General features: G+C 69.9%; 7 protein-coding genes. 2 read left to right on the forward strand and 5 right to left on the reverse strand.

Annotated elements, in window-relative coordinates:
- Positions 1-83: 83 nt before the first annotated feature.
- On the reverse strand, positions 84-545 hold the full coding sequence (locus ACFY30_RS06580) for an ATP-binding protein (protein ID WP_390844037.1): 462 nt from the start codon (positions 543-545) through the stop codon (positions 84-86).
- 165 nt (positions 546-710) lie between these two features.
- On the opposite strand from ACFY30_RS06580, the gene ACFY30_RS06585 reads away from it, so the two are divergent.
- Positions 711-1,583, forward strand: coding sequence for a helix-turn-helix domain-containing protein (locus ACFY30_RS06585; RefSeq protein WP_390844038.1), 873 nt, complete (start codon positions 711-713; stop codon positions 1,581-1,583).
- The gene (locus ACFY30_RS06590; protein ID WP_390844039.1) at positions 1,580-1,768 is read left to right on the forward strand and encodes a DUF397 domain-containing protein; all 189 of its coding nucleotides are present in this window, start codon (positions 1,580-1,582) and stop codon (positions 1,766-1,768) included. Before ACFY30_RS06585 ends, ACFY30_RS06590 begins: the two co-directional genes overlap by 4 nt.
- Positions 1,769-1,832: 64 nt before the next feature.
- On the opposite strand, the gene ACFY30_RS06595 is transcribed toward ACFY30_RS06590, so the two are convergent.
- From ACFY30_RS06595 to ACFY30_RS06610, 4 genes are all read right to left on the reverse strand, one after another.
- Positions 1,833-3,083 (reverse strand): hypothetical protein, encoded by a 1,251-nt coding sequence (locus ACFY30_RS06595; protein WP_390844041.1) that lies wholly within the window; start codon positions 3,081-3,083, stop codon positions 1,833-1,835.
- Positions 3,084-3,224: 141 nt separating this feature from the next.
- Entirely contained in the window at positions 3,225-7,412 is a 4,188-nt protein-coding gene (locus ACFY30_RS06600; RefSeq protein WP_390844042.1) for an Eco57I restriction-modification methylase domain-containing protein, read from the reverse strand.
- The gene (locus ACFY30_RS06605; protein WP_390844043.1) at positions 7,412-10,393 is read right to left on the reverse strand and encodes a DEAD/DEAH box helicase; all 2,982 of its coding nucleotides are present in this window, start codon (positions 10,391-10,393) and stop codon (positions 7,412-7,414) included. The genes ACFY30_RS06600 and ACFY30_RS06605 overlap by 1 nt, the downstream gene beginning before the upstream one ends.
- A 29-nt stretch (positions 10,394-10,422) precedes the next feature.
- Complete coding sequence (locus tag ACFY30_RS06610; protein ID WP_390844044.1) at positions 10,423-16,710, reverse strand: protein kinase; 6,288 nt, start codon at positions 16,708-16,710, stop codon at positions 10,423-10,425.
- Positions 16,711-16,727: the final 17 nt, after the last annotated feature.

Below are 16,727 nucleotides of genomic sequence, written 5' to 3' on the forward strand. Positions count from 1 at the left end.
TCCGCGTTCGCTCTCCGGTGCATGCGTGGTGACGATAGCGCTTCGGGGGTGCCGGGCGGCAGTGAACTGGGGGCTTTTCGCGGTCAATGGTGATCGTGGGAGCGGGGAAGGTGGCAATCGAGTTCCGCCCAGACCGTCTTGAGGGGAGGGGTGGAGAGGTCCATTCCCCAGCGGTCGGCGAGAGCGGTGACCAGGAGGAGCCCTCGGCCCGACTCCGCGTCGGGGAGGGGCGGTACGCCGCCCGGCATGAGGGGGAACCGGTCCGCGCGGGCGTCGGTGACGGCGACGCGGAGGACGCCGGCCGCCGGGTGGAGGGTGAGGGTGAGACGGAAGTCGCGACCTGCGGCGCGACCGTGAAGGACCGCGTTGGAGGCGAGTTCGGCCACGATCTGTTCGGCGCGTTCGGTCACCCCGGGTGACATCCGCCAGACCTCAAGCTGCCGGGTGGCGAGGAGGCGGGCCAGCCGGGCCGCGCGCCGGGTGGCGGACAGCGGCTGGACGAACGTGAGTACGGTGGCGGGGCGCTGAGGCGCGGGGGCGTTCATGAGGCCATCGTGGTGGGTGTTCGAGGGGGTTCGAGAGCCGCAGACCCCGTACGCTGCGTCAGCGTACGGGCACGTTCCGTGGACAGTACGGTGGTTCGTCCGTCACCCTGGGTGCCGTCGGGGCGTGGGGGCCACGAGGAGTGCGCGAGACGGAGGTGGCCGCGGATGGCCGACGGCGGCATGGGGAACGACGACGACCTGACGGGCGGCGAGGCGGACCGGGAGCCCGACCCCTCGGACAGCCTGCGGACGTGGGGCGCCGTACAGCAGGCGCTGCGTGAACACGCGGGGTACAGCAGGGCCGAGTTCGCTGACCTGGTCCGGTTCTCCAAACACACTGTGGAGTCGGTGGAGTTGGGGCGGCGGATGCCTGATGCGGCGTTCGTGGAGCGGGCGGACGAGGTGCTGGGCAACACGGGAGCGCTGCGGAAGGGCTCCAAGTTCGTGACACGGGGGCGCGGTGACGTGGGGCTGGCGGCCTGGTTCCGGCAGTGGGCTCGGCTGGAGCGGGAGGCGGTGAGTCTGTGCACGTATGAGTGCAGGCTGGTGCCGGGGTTGTTGCAGGCGGAGGCGTATGCGCGGGCGTTGTTCGAGAACCGCCTGCCTCTTTTGACCGACGAGCAGTTGGAGGCTCAGGTGGCCGCGAGGCTGAAGCGTCAGAAGATGCTGTGGGAGCGGCCCACTGTCCCCTTCCATTTCATCGTGGAAGAGGCAGTCTTCCGGCGAAGGCTGGGAGGCTCCGAGGTGTCTCGCGGTCAGCTGGATCACGTACTGGAGTGGACCGCGCCCCGCAACGTGACGCTGCAAATCATACCGGTGGACACAGAGTTTCATGCCTGCATGGACGGCCCCGTGCGTCTCTTGGAGACCCCACAAGGTCGACGGCTGGCGTACTCCGAAGGGCAGGAGAACGGCAGGCTGATCTCTGACCCGAAAGAGGTGAGCCTCCTTCACCAGCGCTATGACACACTGCGCTCGCAGGCCCTGAACCCCAAGGACTCGCGGGGTCTGTTGGAGAGACTCCGAGGAGAGCTATGAGCATGACGGAACTCGCCTGGTTCAAGTCCAGCTACAGCGGTAGCTCGGGCGACGACTGTGTTGAGGTCGCCCTCACCGAACAGGCCGTCTGCGTCCGGGACTCCAAGGATGTGACGCGCCCTCACTTCGTTGTCGGGCGTGAGGAGTGGTCGCGGTTCGTGGGGTTCGCGGCGGCGCGGGCCTGACACAGGCCGGTCGTGGGGCGAGCGGTTGATGTCTCGCCCCACGGTGTGGGTCCTCGACGCTCACTTAGCCTTCCTCGGCACGTTCTTTTTCGTCCCTGCGCAGGCGGTGGGCTCGCTCGGCGATCTCGCTGGAGAGCCTGTTCTTGACCGAACCGGCCCGGTCGAGGCTCACGGTGCCGAAGCTTCTGGCGGCACCGACGCCCTTCGCTCCGGTCTCAAGCGCCTTGTCCTTCACCTCCGCTACCGCTTCCCCCCATCGTCTCGCCTCCGACGGCTGGCGACCGGACTCGATCCCGAGCCGCTCGTGGAAGTCATGGACACGGGTCACCACGTGATTGCTCGACTGGACCACAACCGGAGATTTGGTCGGGTTCAGCAGCACCTTCGAGTTGGCTGCGGCGGCAGCCGCCTTCATTCGGGCGACCAATCGCTCGGTGCTCCGCGAGATGAGATCCAGCCGGTTCTGTCGGGCAGCCCGAAGGCCGAGGCGGTGCTGGTCCAGCTGATCCGGATGCGCGTCCAGCACCCGATCGAGTTCGAGCACGGCGATCGCGTCCTGAAGTTGGAAGCAGCGAGCCAGAACAGCGAGCCACTCCCGAACCTTGGGCTCGACTTCCCTGACCTTCGTGGCGAGATCGCCGATCTTGGGCTGGTTTTCCAACTTCTCCGCGAGAGCGTCGAGTTGACGCAATGCGTACGCCTGGGTCTCCGCGATCGTCGTCGGCGCGGCCTGCACCTTGGACCACGTGACCTCGGAGACTCGGCCCACCTGCTCTCGGATGGTCATGGTCTCCTCGATCACGAGGTCCATTCCGATCATGCGGGACAGCACAGCATCCTTCTGGGCGCGGAGCACGTCGTCGACCTTCTCGTCGATCGTGGCGAGGTAGTCGGTGATCTCATCCATGGTCTGCTGCATCGAGAGCTGTGCCATGAGCCCTGCGGCACCAGCCAGACGTGCGGGGTTGGTCAGGAACGAGCCGGCCCCCTTCTCGATCTGAAGCCAATTCTTGATCGAGCCGGGTTTCCCTATCATCGCGTGGCTGATTCCTGGGGTCTTGCTTTCCATCAGCCCGAACTTCTTGACACGCTCCGCAGACTCCTTGGTCAGCTTCACCCAGCGACCGGAGTTGGCGGCAATGTCCGAACCCGCCTGCGCGACTGTGGCCCCGGTACCGAAGACGGACTTGAGTCGTTGCGCCCCGAGGTCCTTCGACGGCAGTCCCTCCGAGGCGAGGAAGCGTTCGACGTCCGTCGCATTCCCGATGACCGCCAGTCCATCGCCGTCACTGATCAGCTGGATCTCGTTGTCCAACGCCTGCTCCTGAAATGTTTATCGCGGTTGGGAAGTAGTCGGGATGCGCGCGGCGGTCACCAGGCCGGCCAGTGACCGCCTTCTGGACCTCGCAAGTGTTTTTGTGGACGCGACATCAGCACCCGGGGGGGAGGGGCTCGGTCAGGCGGGGTGGCGGGGGCCGTGGCCCGGGGGCGGGGTGAGGGTGGAGGTGTAGTTCTCGCCGTCCACGAGCGGGTTCTCCAGGGTGAGGCCGGCGGCGGCCATGCGGTTGTACTCCGTGAGTACGAGCTGCTTGGTGCGGTACTCGCCGTACTTGGCGATCTCGTTGTTCTTCAATCCGCCCGACTCCGATTGGAAGGTCTCCAGGATGTAGTCGGTGTCCTCGGTGGAGATGCCGTACAGGTGGAAGAAGTACGCGTCCAACTCTGCGCGCAGTTGAGCACGTCGCGTTTCGTCCCAGCGGAACGGCTCGCCCTCGTCGCCCAGGTCGCGGGCGAGGGGGGTCATGTCGTAGGCCGTGTAGACCAGTTCCAGGACGCGGGGGAGGAGGAAGGGGAGGTGGGGTTCGAGCGTGGTGGGGGTGGGGACGGGGAGTTGCTTCCAGACGAACAGCTTCATGTGGGCGTCACTGATCTTCTGACGGCTGACGAAGTCGAAGACCAGGGAGGACTGGGTAGCGATGAGGGCGGCGACCAGGGGCGGGGCAACGCGGGGGAGCATCAGGGGGTAGGTGTGGCCTACGGCCGCTCGGGGGAGGAAGGCGGGGATCGCAGTGCGCTCGTTGGTGGATGCCGTGACATCGCACCAGCCACACAGCCAGTCGTGTTCCCACCGCACCTCTGCTAGTCGCATGTCGACGCCCGGCACGTCGAGATCCTTGCCTCGGCGGCGTGTCGCGATCTCACCGCTCTCCTGGATCCAGGCAAGCGGCAGGGCCGGTCGGTCCGGATCCTGAAGTTGGTCGACGGAGAGATATCGCGGCTGGTTCTGACGGTTCACGGCGGTCAGGCTCTTCACCACGTCGGCGGCACGATGGTTGAAGAAGTCGACCATCTTGGCCTCGTACAAGGGCAGCATCCGCTCCCCGTCCCGGACGAAGACGTTGCCCTCCAACTCCCATCCTGCACCTGTCAGTTGCTCACGTGTGCGGAAGAGGTCGGAGTCGTCGGCCATATCGAATAGGCGCTTGAAAGTGATCGCCCACGGATTACCGTCCCGCCGCCCCTCGTTCCACAGCACCGGAATCCGCTGATAGACGCCCACCGTCAGGTCGGCGTCCCGGCGCTTCCGGAAAACGGGGAGCGTGCCCGTGTTGGGATTGATGAGGGCGAGATCCTCAGGGCTCAAGGTGAACCCACGCTCAGGGTTGTCGAGGTCGGTGATCTCGGAGAGGAAGAAGCCGAAGCGCGCGGCAGGCACTCGCGCAGCGCGACCGGTAAGGGAGAGAAGGCAGAATTTGTAGCTGGAGTGCACGCTCTCGAACCACTTGCCGCCCTTCGGCAGCGCGGGATTCTTCGGTCGCCTGTTCTCGAAGTCGTACAGCGAGACCAGAACCCCGCGTCGGGTGAAGTCGGAGAACAGATGCTGCGAGCCCGCGCCGGTGGCGATCGCCGTGGGGAGGATGACGCCGAACCGCCCTTCCGATGCAACGACGTTCGACATCCGCTCCGCGAACAGGGTGTCCGTCTGGAGGGAGTTGACGCCCTTGACGGTCAGCCCCTTGCCGCACAACGGGAACACCCCTGAGTCCCCCGCGAAGTGGAACGTCCCCTTCACCGTGCGCCGTGCCTCCCGATACCGTGTCCCCTCGGCCGGATGCTCCTCCTCCCACTCCACGATCCGCGTCCGCCGAGCCGTACCCGAGATTGCCGCGATCTCCGGATCGACCACGCTGAAGTACTTCTTGTCCTCGAAGTCGACCTTGTCCCACGGCGGGTTCCCCACCACACACGAGAATCCGCCCGCCCACCCCGTGGCCGGATCGACCTCACCGTTCTCCGCACCCGCACCCGCACCCGCGCCCGAACCGTCCTCCGGCACACCGAACACCTCGGGGAACTCCAGGTGCCAGTGGAAGAACGCGTACTGCTCCCGGAGGCGGACGATCTCGTCGTGCGTGGACTGCGGGGCCGCGTCGCCCTCGGGGTCCTCAAGGCCACGGAACACCCGGTGTGTGATGGCCGGCGGCGCGTCCTCCCGCTTCACCCACACGAAGGCCGCGCACCACGCGTCGGCCAGGTGCAGCGCCCGCAGATACTCGGCGGATGTCGACCACTCCTTGAACGCCGACTCCTTGCGCCGCACGTCCGCCAGCGTCCGCGCCGGTGCCGACGTGATGCGGCGAAGGCCTGTCGCGAAGGACGTGTTCGCGACGCGGGTCTCCGGTTCCAGGTCGAACAGGCTGCCCTGGTTGGCGCGTTCCTGCTCGTTGCGTGAGAGGAGCTGCTTGGCCCAGCCCTCGTCATCGCCCTCGGTCTTCTTGAACGCCCGGTCCGGGATGCCGTCCCGCATCAGTGCCGGTGTGGCGCCGATGAGGCCGTTGCCATGGCGGATGTGCGCGTCCAGGAAGCCGAGCGGGCGGCCCGGTTCCATGGCCTCCAGCCACAGGGACACCTTGGCCAGCTCCACCGCCATGGGGTTGAGGTCGACGCCGTACACGCAGCGCGCGACGACCTCGTGCAGGGCGTGCCGTACCGCCTCGACCGTGGGCTCGGGGTTGCGCTCTCTCACCGAGGCGACCCGCTTGGCGATGCGCCGGGCCGCCGCGACCAGGAAGTGGCCGGAGCCGCAGGCCGGGTCGCAGACCGTGAGGGAGAGCAGTTCCCCGACGATCGTGTCCGCCGGGTCGGAGTGGCCCTCGTCCTGGGCCCGCCGCTCGCCGCGCCGCACCGCCTCGTCGATCACGGGCGTGAGGGTGGAGTCGAGCAGGGCCTCGGTCAGCGCGGTGGGGGTGTAGTAACTCCCGGTCTTCTTACGGTCGTTGCCCGCACGGTCCACCAGCTCGAACTTGCGCTCCGACGCGCTCTGCTTGGGCACCAGCTCCAGCAGCGCCTCGTACACCGACCCCAGCTCTTCGGCGCCCATGTGCCGGTAGTCGACGGACCGCCAGCGCGCTGAGTTCGCGTCGCGGACGCGAGCGAGGTGCCGTACCGCTTCCAGGAAGTGGCGGTTGGCCAGGCGGGCGCCACGGAGCGGGGCGTCCGCCTCGGTGGTGTTGAAGAGTCCGCCGAGGCCCGGCAGGCCCAGTTCGGGGCGGCCCTGTTCGTCGCCCAGTGCGTTCAGGACGAGTTGGAGGGCCTCGTACTGGTCGCTGTGCGCCGTGCCCTGGCGACGTACGGCTCGCTCGCGCAGCCGTGCCGTCGAGAAGTAGCGGGTGAAGCGGGCACGGGCCTTTTCGTCCGCGTCCGGCGTCAGCAGGGCCTCGCGGTCCTCCGCGACGAAGAGGAAGATCAGGCGGTAGACCAGGCGCAGCAGCGCCGACTGGAGCGCGGCCGGGTCCAGGTTCTCGCGCAGCTCCGTGTTGCCGGGGTGGCGCAGGAAACCCGTGCCGAGAGCGGCCAGCGCCTGCTGAACGCCGTCGCGGTAGTGCTCCAGGGCCCGCGTGCCCGACTCGATCGCCGCCGTACGCCACGCCTCCAGCGGGCATGTAGAGGGGGCTGCGCCCTCCGCCACCTCGAACCGAGACGCGTGCAGCACTCGGTACAGCAGTACGAACTCGCTGAACAGCTCGCCGTCGAAGATGGCCTCAAGGTCGAACTCGACGTACGACGCGGTGGCGAGCGCGCTGGAGTCGCGCAGCAGGCGCACCTGGCGGCCGTTGGTCAGCAGGCCCCACAGATGGGCCTCGGTGCGGTTCAGGCACTCCTGGAGCATCGACTGCGGCGGGACCGTGCCCGCGCCGCCCGGCCGCTTGTCCAGCTCGGCGTTCCACGCCGTCTGGTGGATCAGGGCATGGTTCCAGCGGTGGGACACCGGGAACTTCTTCTCCGGGTCGGAGTCGGCGGCGATGCCTCCGGGGCCCACGGGGGTGAGCCGACCGAAGCCGAGTTCGTGCCAGAGCGGGGCCAGCCAGTCGGTGTCCGCGATGCCCGTCGGGTCGGTGGCGGGCACGCCCGTGTCACGGTTCTCCGGCAGCCGCTTGCGTAGTTCCCGCCACAGCGGCTTGAGGTACTCCCAGCTGCGCTCCGCCTCGTCGCGCACCGAACGCGAGGAGGGCAGACCGTAGTCGGCCGACGATGTGGCGGGGACGTCCCCGTCCGCCGAGATCCGGAGCAGCATGTCGGCCGGCAGCAGCCCGCCGACCGTGTGGACGGCGGTGAACACCTGGTTGCGGGTGGTGGCGGACATCAGGCGGACACTCCAGCGGAAGCGGCGGCAGCAGAGGCGGCGGCGGGCAGGTAGACGTAGGCGCCGAGGATGTCGGCCGGCTTCTGGGCGGTGACCGACAGGCCTCGGACGATCTCACCGGACGCGGCCCGCACCCTGCGGTGGGCCGCGTCCAGCTCGGCGGCGAGGTCGTCGCCGTACGTCTCCACATGGCCGTTCACATCGGGCAGTTGGCTGAGGATGCGGGTCATCGTCCGTTCCCCGAAGTGCGGGTCGGTGTTCTCCGACGCCGTCGCTTCCAACAGCCCGGCCGCCCGCTCCGGCGTCAGCCACACCGCGTTCCTCGGGGCGCCCTCGAAGGCCAGCAGCCGTGCGTCCTCGGCCACCAGCTGCCGCTCACCACTCCGCGACGGAAGCGTCAAGTGGAAGCGGTAGCGGACCAGCAGCAGCGTCGTCCGCGTGCTCACCGCGTCCGTCGTGATCACCCCGCAGCGGCGCGCCGGGCGGGTGCCCTCCGCCTGGGTGTCGAGGGCGGCGTTCAGGACGTGGGACGCCAGTGCGCCCACCACCGGGTCCGTACGGACCAGTGCCGCCTCGCCTCGCGCCACCGCCGGATCGGACCGGAACGGGATCTCGCGGTCCTTCTCGATCACCTCCGCGCCCACGGTCGGCGCGAGGGCGTCCCGCAGGCCCGCCGGGGTCCCGCCGACCTGCGCGGTGAAGTCCCCGGAGCCGGAGCCGGAGCCGGAGCCGGAGCCGCCCTGGTCGCGCAGCACCGCGTTGAGCGCGCCCAGGGACTCTCGTACGAACGTCCGGATCTCGCCCGCGCCGCCCAGCGCCTCCCGGATCGAGGCGACCTCCCGGGCCACCTCCTCCGGGTGGATGGAACGCTGGGCGAACCGGGAGCGGGACTGCCGCTCGCGCTCCGCCGCCGAGTTCCAGTCGTTCTCCAGCTTCGCCTTGCTCACCTTGAACGCGTCCGCGCCGAAGAGCGCGTCCTCGTTCTCGCGGTTGCGCATCAGCAGCCACTCGACGATCGCGTCCGTCACGCCCGTGGACAGCTCGTCGGGGATGGAGACCGAGATGCCCAGGTCCTTCTTGATCTGGCGGTGCTTCTTGATGAGGACTTCGAGGACCTTGCCGTCGATGCCGTTGTCGTCGCCGTAGAGGGTGATGACGCGGACCTCGTCGCGGCGCTGGCCGTAGCGGTCGACGCGGCCCTCGCGCTGGTCGTGGCGGGTCGGGTTCCAGGCCAGGTCGTAGTGGACCACCGCGTCGAAGTAGTGCTGGAGGTTCACGCCCTCCGACAGGCAGTCCGTCGCGATCAGGACCCGGCGGGCCGCCGCGTCCTCGCCGGCCTCCGTCGCCAGCGCCTCGATCCGCTCGATGCGCTGCTGCGGCGACAGCTCGCCGGTGACCGCCTTGACGACCGTCTTCGCGCCCAGCGGACCGCGCTTCTTGGTCTCCGGGTCGTTCGCCAGCTGCTCGGCCAGGTACTTGGCCGTGGGGATGTAGCGGCAGAAGACGATCGGGTTGTAGCCGTCGGCGAGCAGCGCCTTGAGGTGCTTGATGAGGGCCTTGAGCTTGAGGTCCTTCTCCGGGCCCTCCAACTGCGTCGCCCGCTCGGCGAGTTCGGCCAGGCGCGACTTCACGGACGACGCCCCCTCGTCCGTCTCCGCGCCCGGCGCCACGTCCATGCCCTCCATCGCGTCGCTGTCGGCGGCGTCGCTGTTGAGGGGGGCGCCCAGCTTGTCGGCCTCCTCCGCGCTCGCGGCGATCGCCGCCGCCGAGCGGGTCGTCAGCGTCTGCGCGGCGGCAGCCGGGGACGACACCAGCGAGCGCAGCAGCGCGATCGCCGACCACCAGGCGATACGGGCCTCCCGCTTGCCCTGGCCGCCCGCCTCCTCGACGCGCTCACTCGCGTACGCGATCGCGTCGTCCAGCAGGGTCCGGTAGTCGGGGGACAGTTTGTACGTCTCGTCCTTGAAGTAGCGGTCCGAGGGGAAGGCCGTGCGCTCGGCGAGGGAGTCGTCCGCCAGGCCGTCCTCCTTCGTGAGGTACTGGCGTACGTCCGCCCGCTTGCGCGCCACGAAGTGCTGGGCGAGCTGCTTCCTGCCCGTCTCCGACTCCAGGTTCACGTCCGCCAACTCCGGCTTCACCAGGCCCAGGAGGTTCCGGAACGCGGACTCCTTGCCGCTGTGCGGGGTCGCCGTCACCAGGAGCAGGTGCCGCTCGGCGTCCGCCGCCACGCGGCGCAGCAGCTCGTACCGCAGCTGGCTCTGCGCGCTCGCCGACGTGTCGTCCGCCGCCACGCACGTGTGCGCCTCGTCGACGATCACCAGGTCGGGGCAGTGGCGTACGAAGTCGTCGCGGTGGCGCGGGGACTTGATGAAGTCCGTGGAGACGATCACGTTCGGGTACCGGTCGAACAGGGACTGGCCCAGGTCCAGGCCGCGCTCCAGGCGCGAGACCGTCGAGGACAGCACCAGCTCCGCGTCGATGCCGAACTTGCCGCGCAGCTCCTGCTGCCACTGCTCGGCCAGCGCCGGGGAGCACAGCACCGCCAGACCGCTCGCCTCGCCCTGAGCCAGCAGCTCGCTCGCGACCAGGCCCGCCTCGACCGTCTTGCCGATACCGACGTCGTCCGAGATCAGCAGCCGGACGGTCTTCTGACGCAAGGCCATCAGCAGCGGTACGAGCTGGTAGGCGCGCGGCTCCACCGCGATGCCGGCCAGCGAGCGGAACGGGCCCGCTCCCGAACGGAAGCCCACCCGCAGCGCCGTGCGCAGCAGGCCGGCCGCCCGCTGGTCGCCCAGGTCGGTCGGTTCCGGCGGCGCGAAGCGGGCCTCTTCGACGGGCTCGAAGGGGAACACCGCCGCGATGTCGTCGTCCGAGCCGCCCAGCGGGCGCAGGACGAGCAGGTCGGGCTCGCTCTCGGGGAGCACCACCCACTCGCGGCCACGGGCCTTCACCAGGGATCCGGCGGAGAACGTGAATGCCATAGCGATCGTCAAATCCTCTTGGTGGCGGATCAGTTGGCGGCCGGGGAGCCGAAGTAGCGGCTGTTGGCGTCGGCGATGGCGTCCCAGTCGGCGCCGTGGGCGAAGCGGACGAAGTCCCAGCGGGCGTCGAGCAGCCGTTCCTCGGCGTCGGCGTCACGCAGCGCGGTCGTCTCGGTCCCGGGGCCGTCGACGAAGACCGCGACGTTCGCGCCGGGCAGCCGGTAGACGAAGTCCGGTGCCGCGTTCGCCTCCGTCAGGAAGACGTCCTTCTCGTCCGGGAGGCGCAGGCCCCGCGCCTTCACCCAGCCCAGGAAGTCGCACTGCGCCGCCAGCTCGGCGGCGGACTGCTCGACCGGCGTGGGCTCGGGGTCGTCGAGCAGCCGCCGGAACTGCTCCGAACGGGACTCGCCCCGCTCCTCCCGCCGCGCCGTCGCCGACGCGAACCGCACCAACAGGCCGGCCACCGTGTGCCGGTTGATCAGGGCGTGGTCGAGCTGGTTGCCGTACGTGAGCAGGCACTCGTAGCAGCCGAGCGCGCAGGCGCGCCCCGGGCGGTGCTCCTCGCCGCCCTCGTCCTTGCCGTCGGCCGAGAAGTGGCAGATCTCCAGGGCGCGGCGGGCCGCCCTGGCGAAGGCGTCGTCCTCCGCCTGGAGGCGGCGCAGTACGCCCGCGCCGCCTTCCGCGGCCTCCATGAAGAGGATGCGGCGCCTCGGGCCGTCGTCCGGCGGCAGCAGTTCGCTGGACAGCTCGGCGTCCTCCAGCTCGAACGCGGCCTCGATGCCCCGCTCCAGCGCGTACATCAGCGTCAGCGCGATCGGCTGCGGGAGTGCCTCGTCCAGGGTGACGACGAGGATGTTGCGGCGGTCCTCCACGTAGGGGATGACCCGCTTCTTGCGGCGCCGCTCATTGCCGTCGGCGTCCACCACCGGCAGCTCGCTGGAGTCGCCGGACGCCTCGGACGCGTCCCTGTCGTTCATCCAGCGGCCGTCGGCCAGGTCCAGCCAGTAGCCCGGCGGCTCCTCCGTGCGGGCGCGCACCCGGCCGGTGTTGGTGATGCGGATGGTCGCGGAGTCGCCGTAGGCGATCTCGGCGAGCTGCCCGCCGGAGGCGTCGGCGATCTTCGCGTTGAGGCGGCCCTTGCGGGTGCCGTGGTCGTGGAAGCGGTACGACGTCTCCAGCCTGAAGCCGGCGCGGCGCCGCTCCTCCTCGTCCGAGGAGATCCGTTCGCGGCGCGTGGTGTAGACGGTGTGCAGGTGCAGCAGGCCGTACGTCGCCGCGCCGAGCGTCTCGTCGCAGAACCCGCAGCGGTCCTCGCGCTCCTTGGGGTCGTGGTGATAGCCGCAGTGGGCACAGCGGCGGGCCTCGCCCGTGGTCAGGTCGCCGGAGGAGTCCGGCGGCAGCTGGATGCGGGTGACCTGGTAGCGGGCGCCCTCGTGGTAGATGAGCGAACCGGGGCCGAACTCGCGGATGGCGAGGAAGCGGGGACGCTGGAGGTAGTCGCCGTCGCCGCGGCGGCGGCCGATCGTCGGGATGTACGCGGCGAGCGGCAGACGCGGGAAGCTGTAGCCGGGCAGGAAGCCCTCGGAGGCCAGGTAGCGGTACGGGTTGAAGTCGGAGAGCACCGACTTGCTGTCGACGCTCTCGTTCATCAGCAGGTTCAGCTGAGTCTCGGCCTCGCGGCGGCGGGCGTTGGCCCGGTTGCGGTCGCCTTCGGTGAGGCTGTAGTCGAGGCGGCGCTTGTTCTGGACGTACTGGTCGTCCAGCGCGGCACGGAACAGGCTGCGCCAGCGGTCGAAGGCGCGGTCGAAGCGCTCGGCCACTGTCCTGACCTTGTCCTGGATCCAGTCGTCGTGCCACCAGGTGGTCTCGACGAACGACGGCAGCAGCGGGCCGAGGACACGGAGCGACGCGTCGACGGTGCGCCGCCGGGCGCCGTCGTCGTGCGCCGCCGCCTGGATGTCGGGCAGCAACCCCAGTGCCGGGTCCGGACGGTCGCCGCCGTCCGGGTAGGACACGTCGAGCACGTCGGGGATGGAGCGGCCGAGGCGCAGGCCGGCCTCGGCGATCCAGATGCCCTGGAGGTGGGAGAGGACCAGGTCCTCGTTGGCGAGGTCCAGGCGGGGCGGGGCGACCGCGCCCGCCACCATGCGCTCGGAGCGGCGGAAGTAGTACTGGTCGTGGCTGTTGCCCGTCGCGCAGTACGTCGTGACCAGGGCGGGCTGGCCGCTGCGGCCCGCGCGGCCCGAGCGCTGGGCGTAGTTGGCGGGCGTGGGCGGCACGTTGCGCATCATCACCGCGTTGAGCGAGGAGATGTCGACGCCCAGCTCCATGGTGGGGGAGCAGTACAGCAGCTTCAGCTCGGCCTTGCGGAAGGCTTCTTCGCGGGCCTCCCGGTCCTCCGGGGACACCTGCGCCGTGTGTTCGCGGGCGTACAGGCCGGACAGGGCGTCGGCCGTCTCCCGGTACAGCTTGAGGAAGAACGTGTTGATGCGGGGGCCGTCGCCGCTCTGGTAGGTGCGGGTCAGCGGGTCGTGCGCGCCCGACTCGCCCTTTCCGGCACGCCACACCAGCGACTGCGCGGCCACCCTGTAACCGGTCGCGGCGGCGGACGACGTCCGGCGGTAGCGGCCGGCCCGCTGCGGGGCGGCCTCCACCTCCTTCACCAGGCCGGCCTTGGTCAGAACCTTCAGCAGCTCCGTGATGATCAGCTGCAGGTCGTCCTGTTCAAGGTCGCGGAAGCTGCGGTCCGCGCGCCGCAGGTACTTGCCGAACTTGCCGCGCGCCGACAGGAACAGGCTGGAACGGTCCATGCCGGGACGGGAGGGGTGCGGGTAGGCCGTGCCGACGCGCGGCTTGTCGGCCGAGGACAGCACCCACGGGTCGACCAGCCGCTCCTCGCTCGCGCGCTGGAGGGAGTCGAAGGTGTCGTCACGGAAGTACGACACGTCGATGGCGAGCGAGCGGCGCATCTCGTCCAGCAGCGCCTTGGTGATCTCGGCCCGCAGCGCCGGATCGGCGTCCCGCAGTGCCTGGTGGGTGCCCTCCCAGCGGTCCTGCTTGGCGGCGACCCAGTCCAGGTCCTCGTAGTCGATCTCCAGCAGGCCCGTCTGCTCCAGGTTGGGCATGGTGATGCGCCAGCCGCGCTCGAGGTCGAGGTAGAGGCGGAAGGCGACCACGTCCCGCAGGGTGCGGGCCGCGTTGCGGGCCAGCGACGGCGGCAGGTCGGCCTCGCCCGTGTAGTCGGCGGGGGAGATGGCGAGCGTGTTGGTGACGGACGCGGCCAGTTCCTCGTGGTGCAGCCCGTCCTCGCCCGCGTCCAGGGCGGCCCGGTACAGCGCCCCGCGCAACTGGGTGATCTGCACGAAGTCGTTGAAGTGGCCGGCTTGGAGAGAGGCGTCCTGCCGGTTGTCGACGAACGTGAGGAGTTTGCGCGCCTCCTTGTCGAGCGCCTCCTCCGGCACCGACTTCAGCGAGCGGACGATCGACGCCGAGACCAGCGAGGTCGCCGAGGAGCGGCCCTCCTGGTCCAGCGTGGCCAGCTTGGCGAAGTCCCGGCCGCGCGTCTGCTCGTACGCCACACCGCAGTGCAGGCAGAACAGGAACGGCGACGGGATGAAGGCGGCCTTCAGCTCGCCGCGTCCCTCGTGGCCGAACGTGTCGACGGTGACGGCCTTCGGTACCCGGTCCCGGTAGGCGCGCTTGACGACCTCCTGGCCCTTGTCGTCCAGTTCGAGCCAGGACTCCGGCAACCGTCGATCGTCGACTGCATACTGCACATTGGATGGCCACTCGCGCTCGTGGTCGACGTAGAGATAGCCATCGCCCTGCCGGCCGCCCGTCGCCGACGTGTCGCGGCGGGCCTCGTAGCGGATCTCGCCGTCCTTCTCGGTCCGCCACACCGTCAGGTACTCCTGGCCGCACTCGCGGCAGAAGGCCAGCGGCATCAGCAGCCTGCCGCCGCTGCCCGGCTGTTCGAGCTGGTAGGAGCGGGTCAGGTGGCGGGAGGCCTTGTCCTCCAGGGTGACGTACACGGTGTCGCCCTTGGAGAGGAACTGGTGCAGCCGGAACGCGAACAGGGGGCGCTCGGTGCGCGGGTTCAGGGCCTGGGAGCCGGCCTCCAGCGTGGCGCGGATCGCCTTCGCGCACGTCGCCTCGTCGACGCCGGACTGCTCGTGCAGCTCCCTCGCGGCGACCTCGACCTGGGTCGGCGGCCGTCGTACGAGGCGGCCCGTGGCGTCGTCCGCGACGAGGCCGAAGCGGTCCTCCACCCAGCGGGCCAGCGGGTCGCGCACCAGGTCGTCGTAGGCGCGCGGGGCGGGGGAGGCGAGACGCCGGGCCGGCACGGTGTCGGGTGCCTCGCCGGTCGCGCGGACCAGGGTCTCGCCGATGACGTGCTCGGGGCGGACCCTCGTCCCGAAGAGCGTGCTCGCCACGTCGGCGACCACCTGGCGCTGGTCCTCCAGCGTGCCCTCCGTCGACATGGTCGCCGACGTGCCGATGCACTGGAGGTTCTCCGCCTGGCATGCCTCGCGGACACGCCGGACCAGCAGGGCGACGTCGGCGCCCTGGCGGCCGCGGTAGGTGTGCAGTTCGTCGAAGACGAGGAACTCCAGGCCCCGCGCCATCCTGATGAGGCTCGCCCGGTCCGCCGGGCGGGTCAGCATCAGCTCCAGCATCACGTAGTTCGTGAGCAGGATGTCCGGTGGGTTGTCGCGGATCGCCTTGCGCTTCGCGTCGTCCTCCTGGCCCGTGTAGCGGGCGAAGGTGACCGGCTCCCGGCCCGCGCCGTAGCCGTCGCGCAGGTACTTCTCCAGCTCGCGCAGCTGGCTGTTGGCGAGCGCGTTCATCGGGTACACGATGATCGCCCGCACTCGCTTCGGGGCGCTCGGCCCCTCCTCGTCGCGCTCGCGCAGCACCTTGTCGACGATCGGGACGATGTAGGAGAGCGACTTTCCGGAGCCGGTGCCGGTCGTCAGGACGTACGACGCCCCGGAGGCGGCGGCGTCGATGGCGTCGCGCTGGTGCTGGTGCAGCGTCAGAGGACGGCCGTCGCAGACCGTGCCCCCCTCGGTCTTCTTCGCCTGGAAGATGCGGGCGCACTCGGGGTGCAGCACCTTCTGCTGGGCGAGCTCGACCACCGTGCCGCCGCCCTGGAAGAACGGGTTGAGCGACAGCCAGGGGTTCGGCCACTGGGACTTGTCGTCGAGGTCCTTCGCCACGTACGCCTTGATGCGCTCGTCACGGATGACCGTGCCGCCCTCCGTGAAGGAGCGGTAGTCGCGGATCAGGGTCTGGTGGACGCCGAAGACGTCCATGCCGGTACCGGAGGCGGTCACCGGAGCCGGCTGCTCGGCGGCGGAGACCGGGGCCGGGGCGGCGGCGCGCAGCGGGAGCGTGGGGTCCAGCTCATGCCAGGCGGGTACGAGGCTCGGTCCGTCGGCCGGTACGGCGAGGGGGAGCAGCGCGTCCCGTACCGTCACGGCGTCGGCCGGGCGGGCCGCCGGATCCTTGGCCAGCAGCCGGTCCACGAGACGGGCGAGCTCGGTCGGGATCTCCGGGCGGATCGCGCGCACGGGGCTGGGCTCCTGGTGCACATGACGCTCGGCGAGCTCGTACGCGGACTCACTCGTGAACGGGGGGACGCCGACCAGCATCTCGTACAGCACACAGCCCAGCGCGTACAGATCGGCGGCCTGGGTCACCTGCTTGGCCTGGCACTGCTCCGGCGCCATGTAACGGGCCGTGCCCACGCTGACGCCGGTGCTGGTCAGACGGGTCTGGTCCGGATCGTCGACGATGCTGCCCATGCCGAAGTCGAGCACCTTGACCGTGCCGCCACCGCGCGTGAGCATCACGTTCGCGGGCTTCAGGTCACGGTGGACCACGCCCTGCGCGTGTGCGGCGGCGAGGCCGGCGGCGATCTGGGCACCGATGGCGGCGGCCCACGGGATCGGAAGCTGCGGCTCCTCCTCGATGAGGTCGCGCAGCGACTCGCCGTCCAGGTACTCCATCGCCAGATAGGGCAGACCGCCGTTGTCCGCGGCGATGCCGCCCGCGACGAGCCTGGTCAGGTTGGGGTGGTGATCCAGCTGACGCATGATGCCCACTTCGCGCCGGAAGCGGTCCACGGCCTTGCTGTCACCGGTGGAGTCGATCGCGATGCCGGTGCGGCGGCGCAGGATCATCTTGACGGCGACCGTCCGCCCTGGCGTCCCCTCGGGAGCCTGAAGGTCCTCGGCCTGGTGGACCTCCCCCATGTTGCCCCTGCCGATGACACGTCCGACGCGGAATCTGCCGTCGACGAGCTCGTGGCCCACTGCCGCTCCTCTGCCTT

The sequence above is a fragment of the Streptomyces sp. NPDC000345 genome (assembly GCF_042898825.1).
GTDB lineage: Bacteria > Actinomycetota > Actinomycetes > Streptomycetales > Streptomycetaceae > Streptomyces.

What these genes read in the sequence shown, in the direction of transcription:
- ACFY30_RS06580 (WP_390844037.1), bottom strand. Translation starts at nt 545, where the DNA reads ATGAACGCCCCCGCGCCTCAGCGCCCCGCCACCGTACTCACGTTCGTC.
- ACFY30_RS06585 (WP_390844038.1), top strand. Translation starts at nt 711, where the DNA reads ATGGCCGACGGCGGCATGGGGAACGACGACGACCTGACGGGCGGCGAG.
- ACFY30_RS06590 (WP_390844039.1), top strand. Translation starts at nt 1,580, where the DNA reads ATGAGCATGACGGAACTCGCCTGGTTCAAGTCCAGCTACAGCGGTAGC.
- ACFY30_RS06600 (WP_390844042.1), bottom strand. Translation starts at nt 7,412, where the DNA reads ATGTCCGCCACCACCCGCAACCAGGTGTTCACCGCCGTCCACACGGTC.
- ACFY30_RS06605 (WP_390844043.1), bottom strand. Translation starts at nt 10,393, where the DNA reads ATGGCATTCACGTTCTCCGCCGGATCCCTGGTGAAGGCCCGTGGCCGC.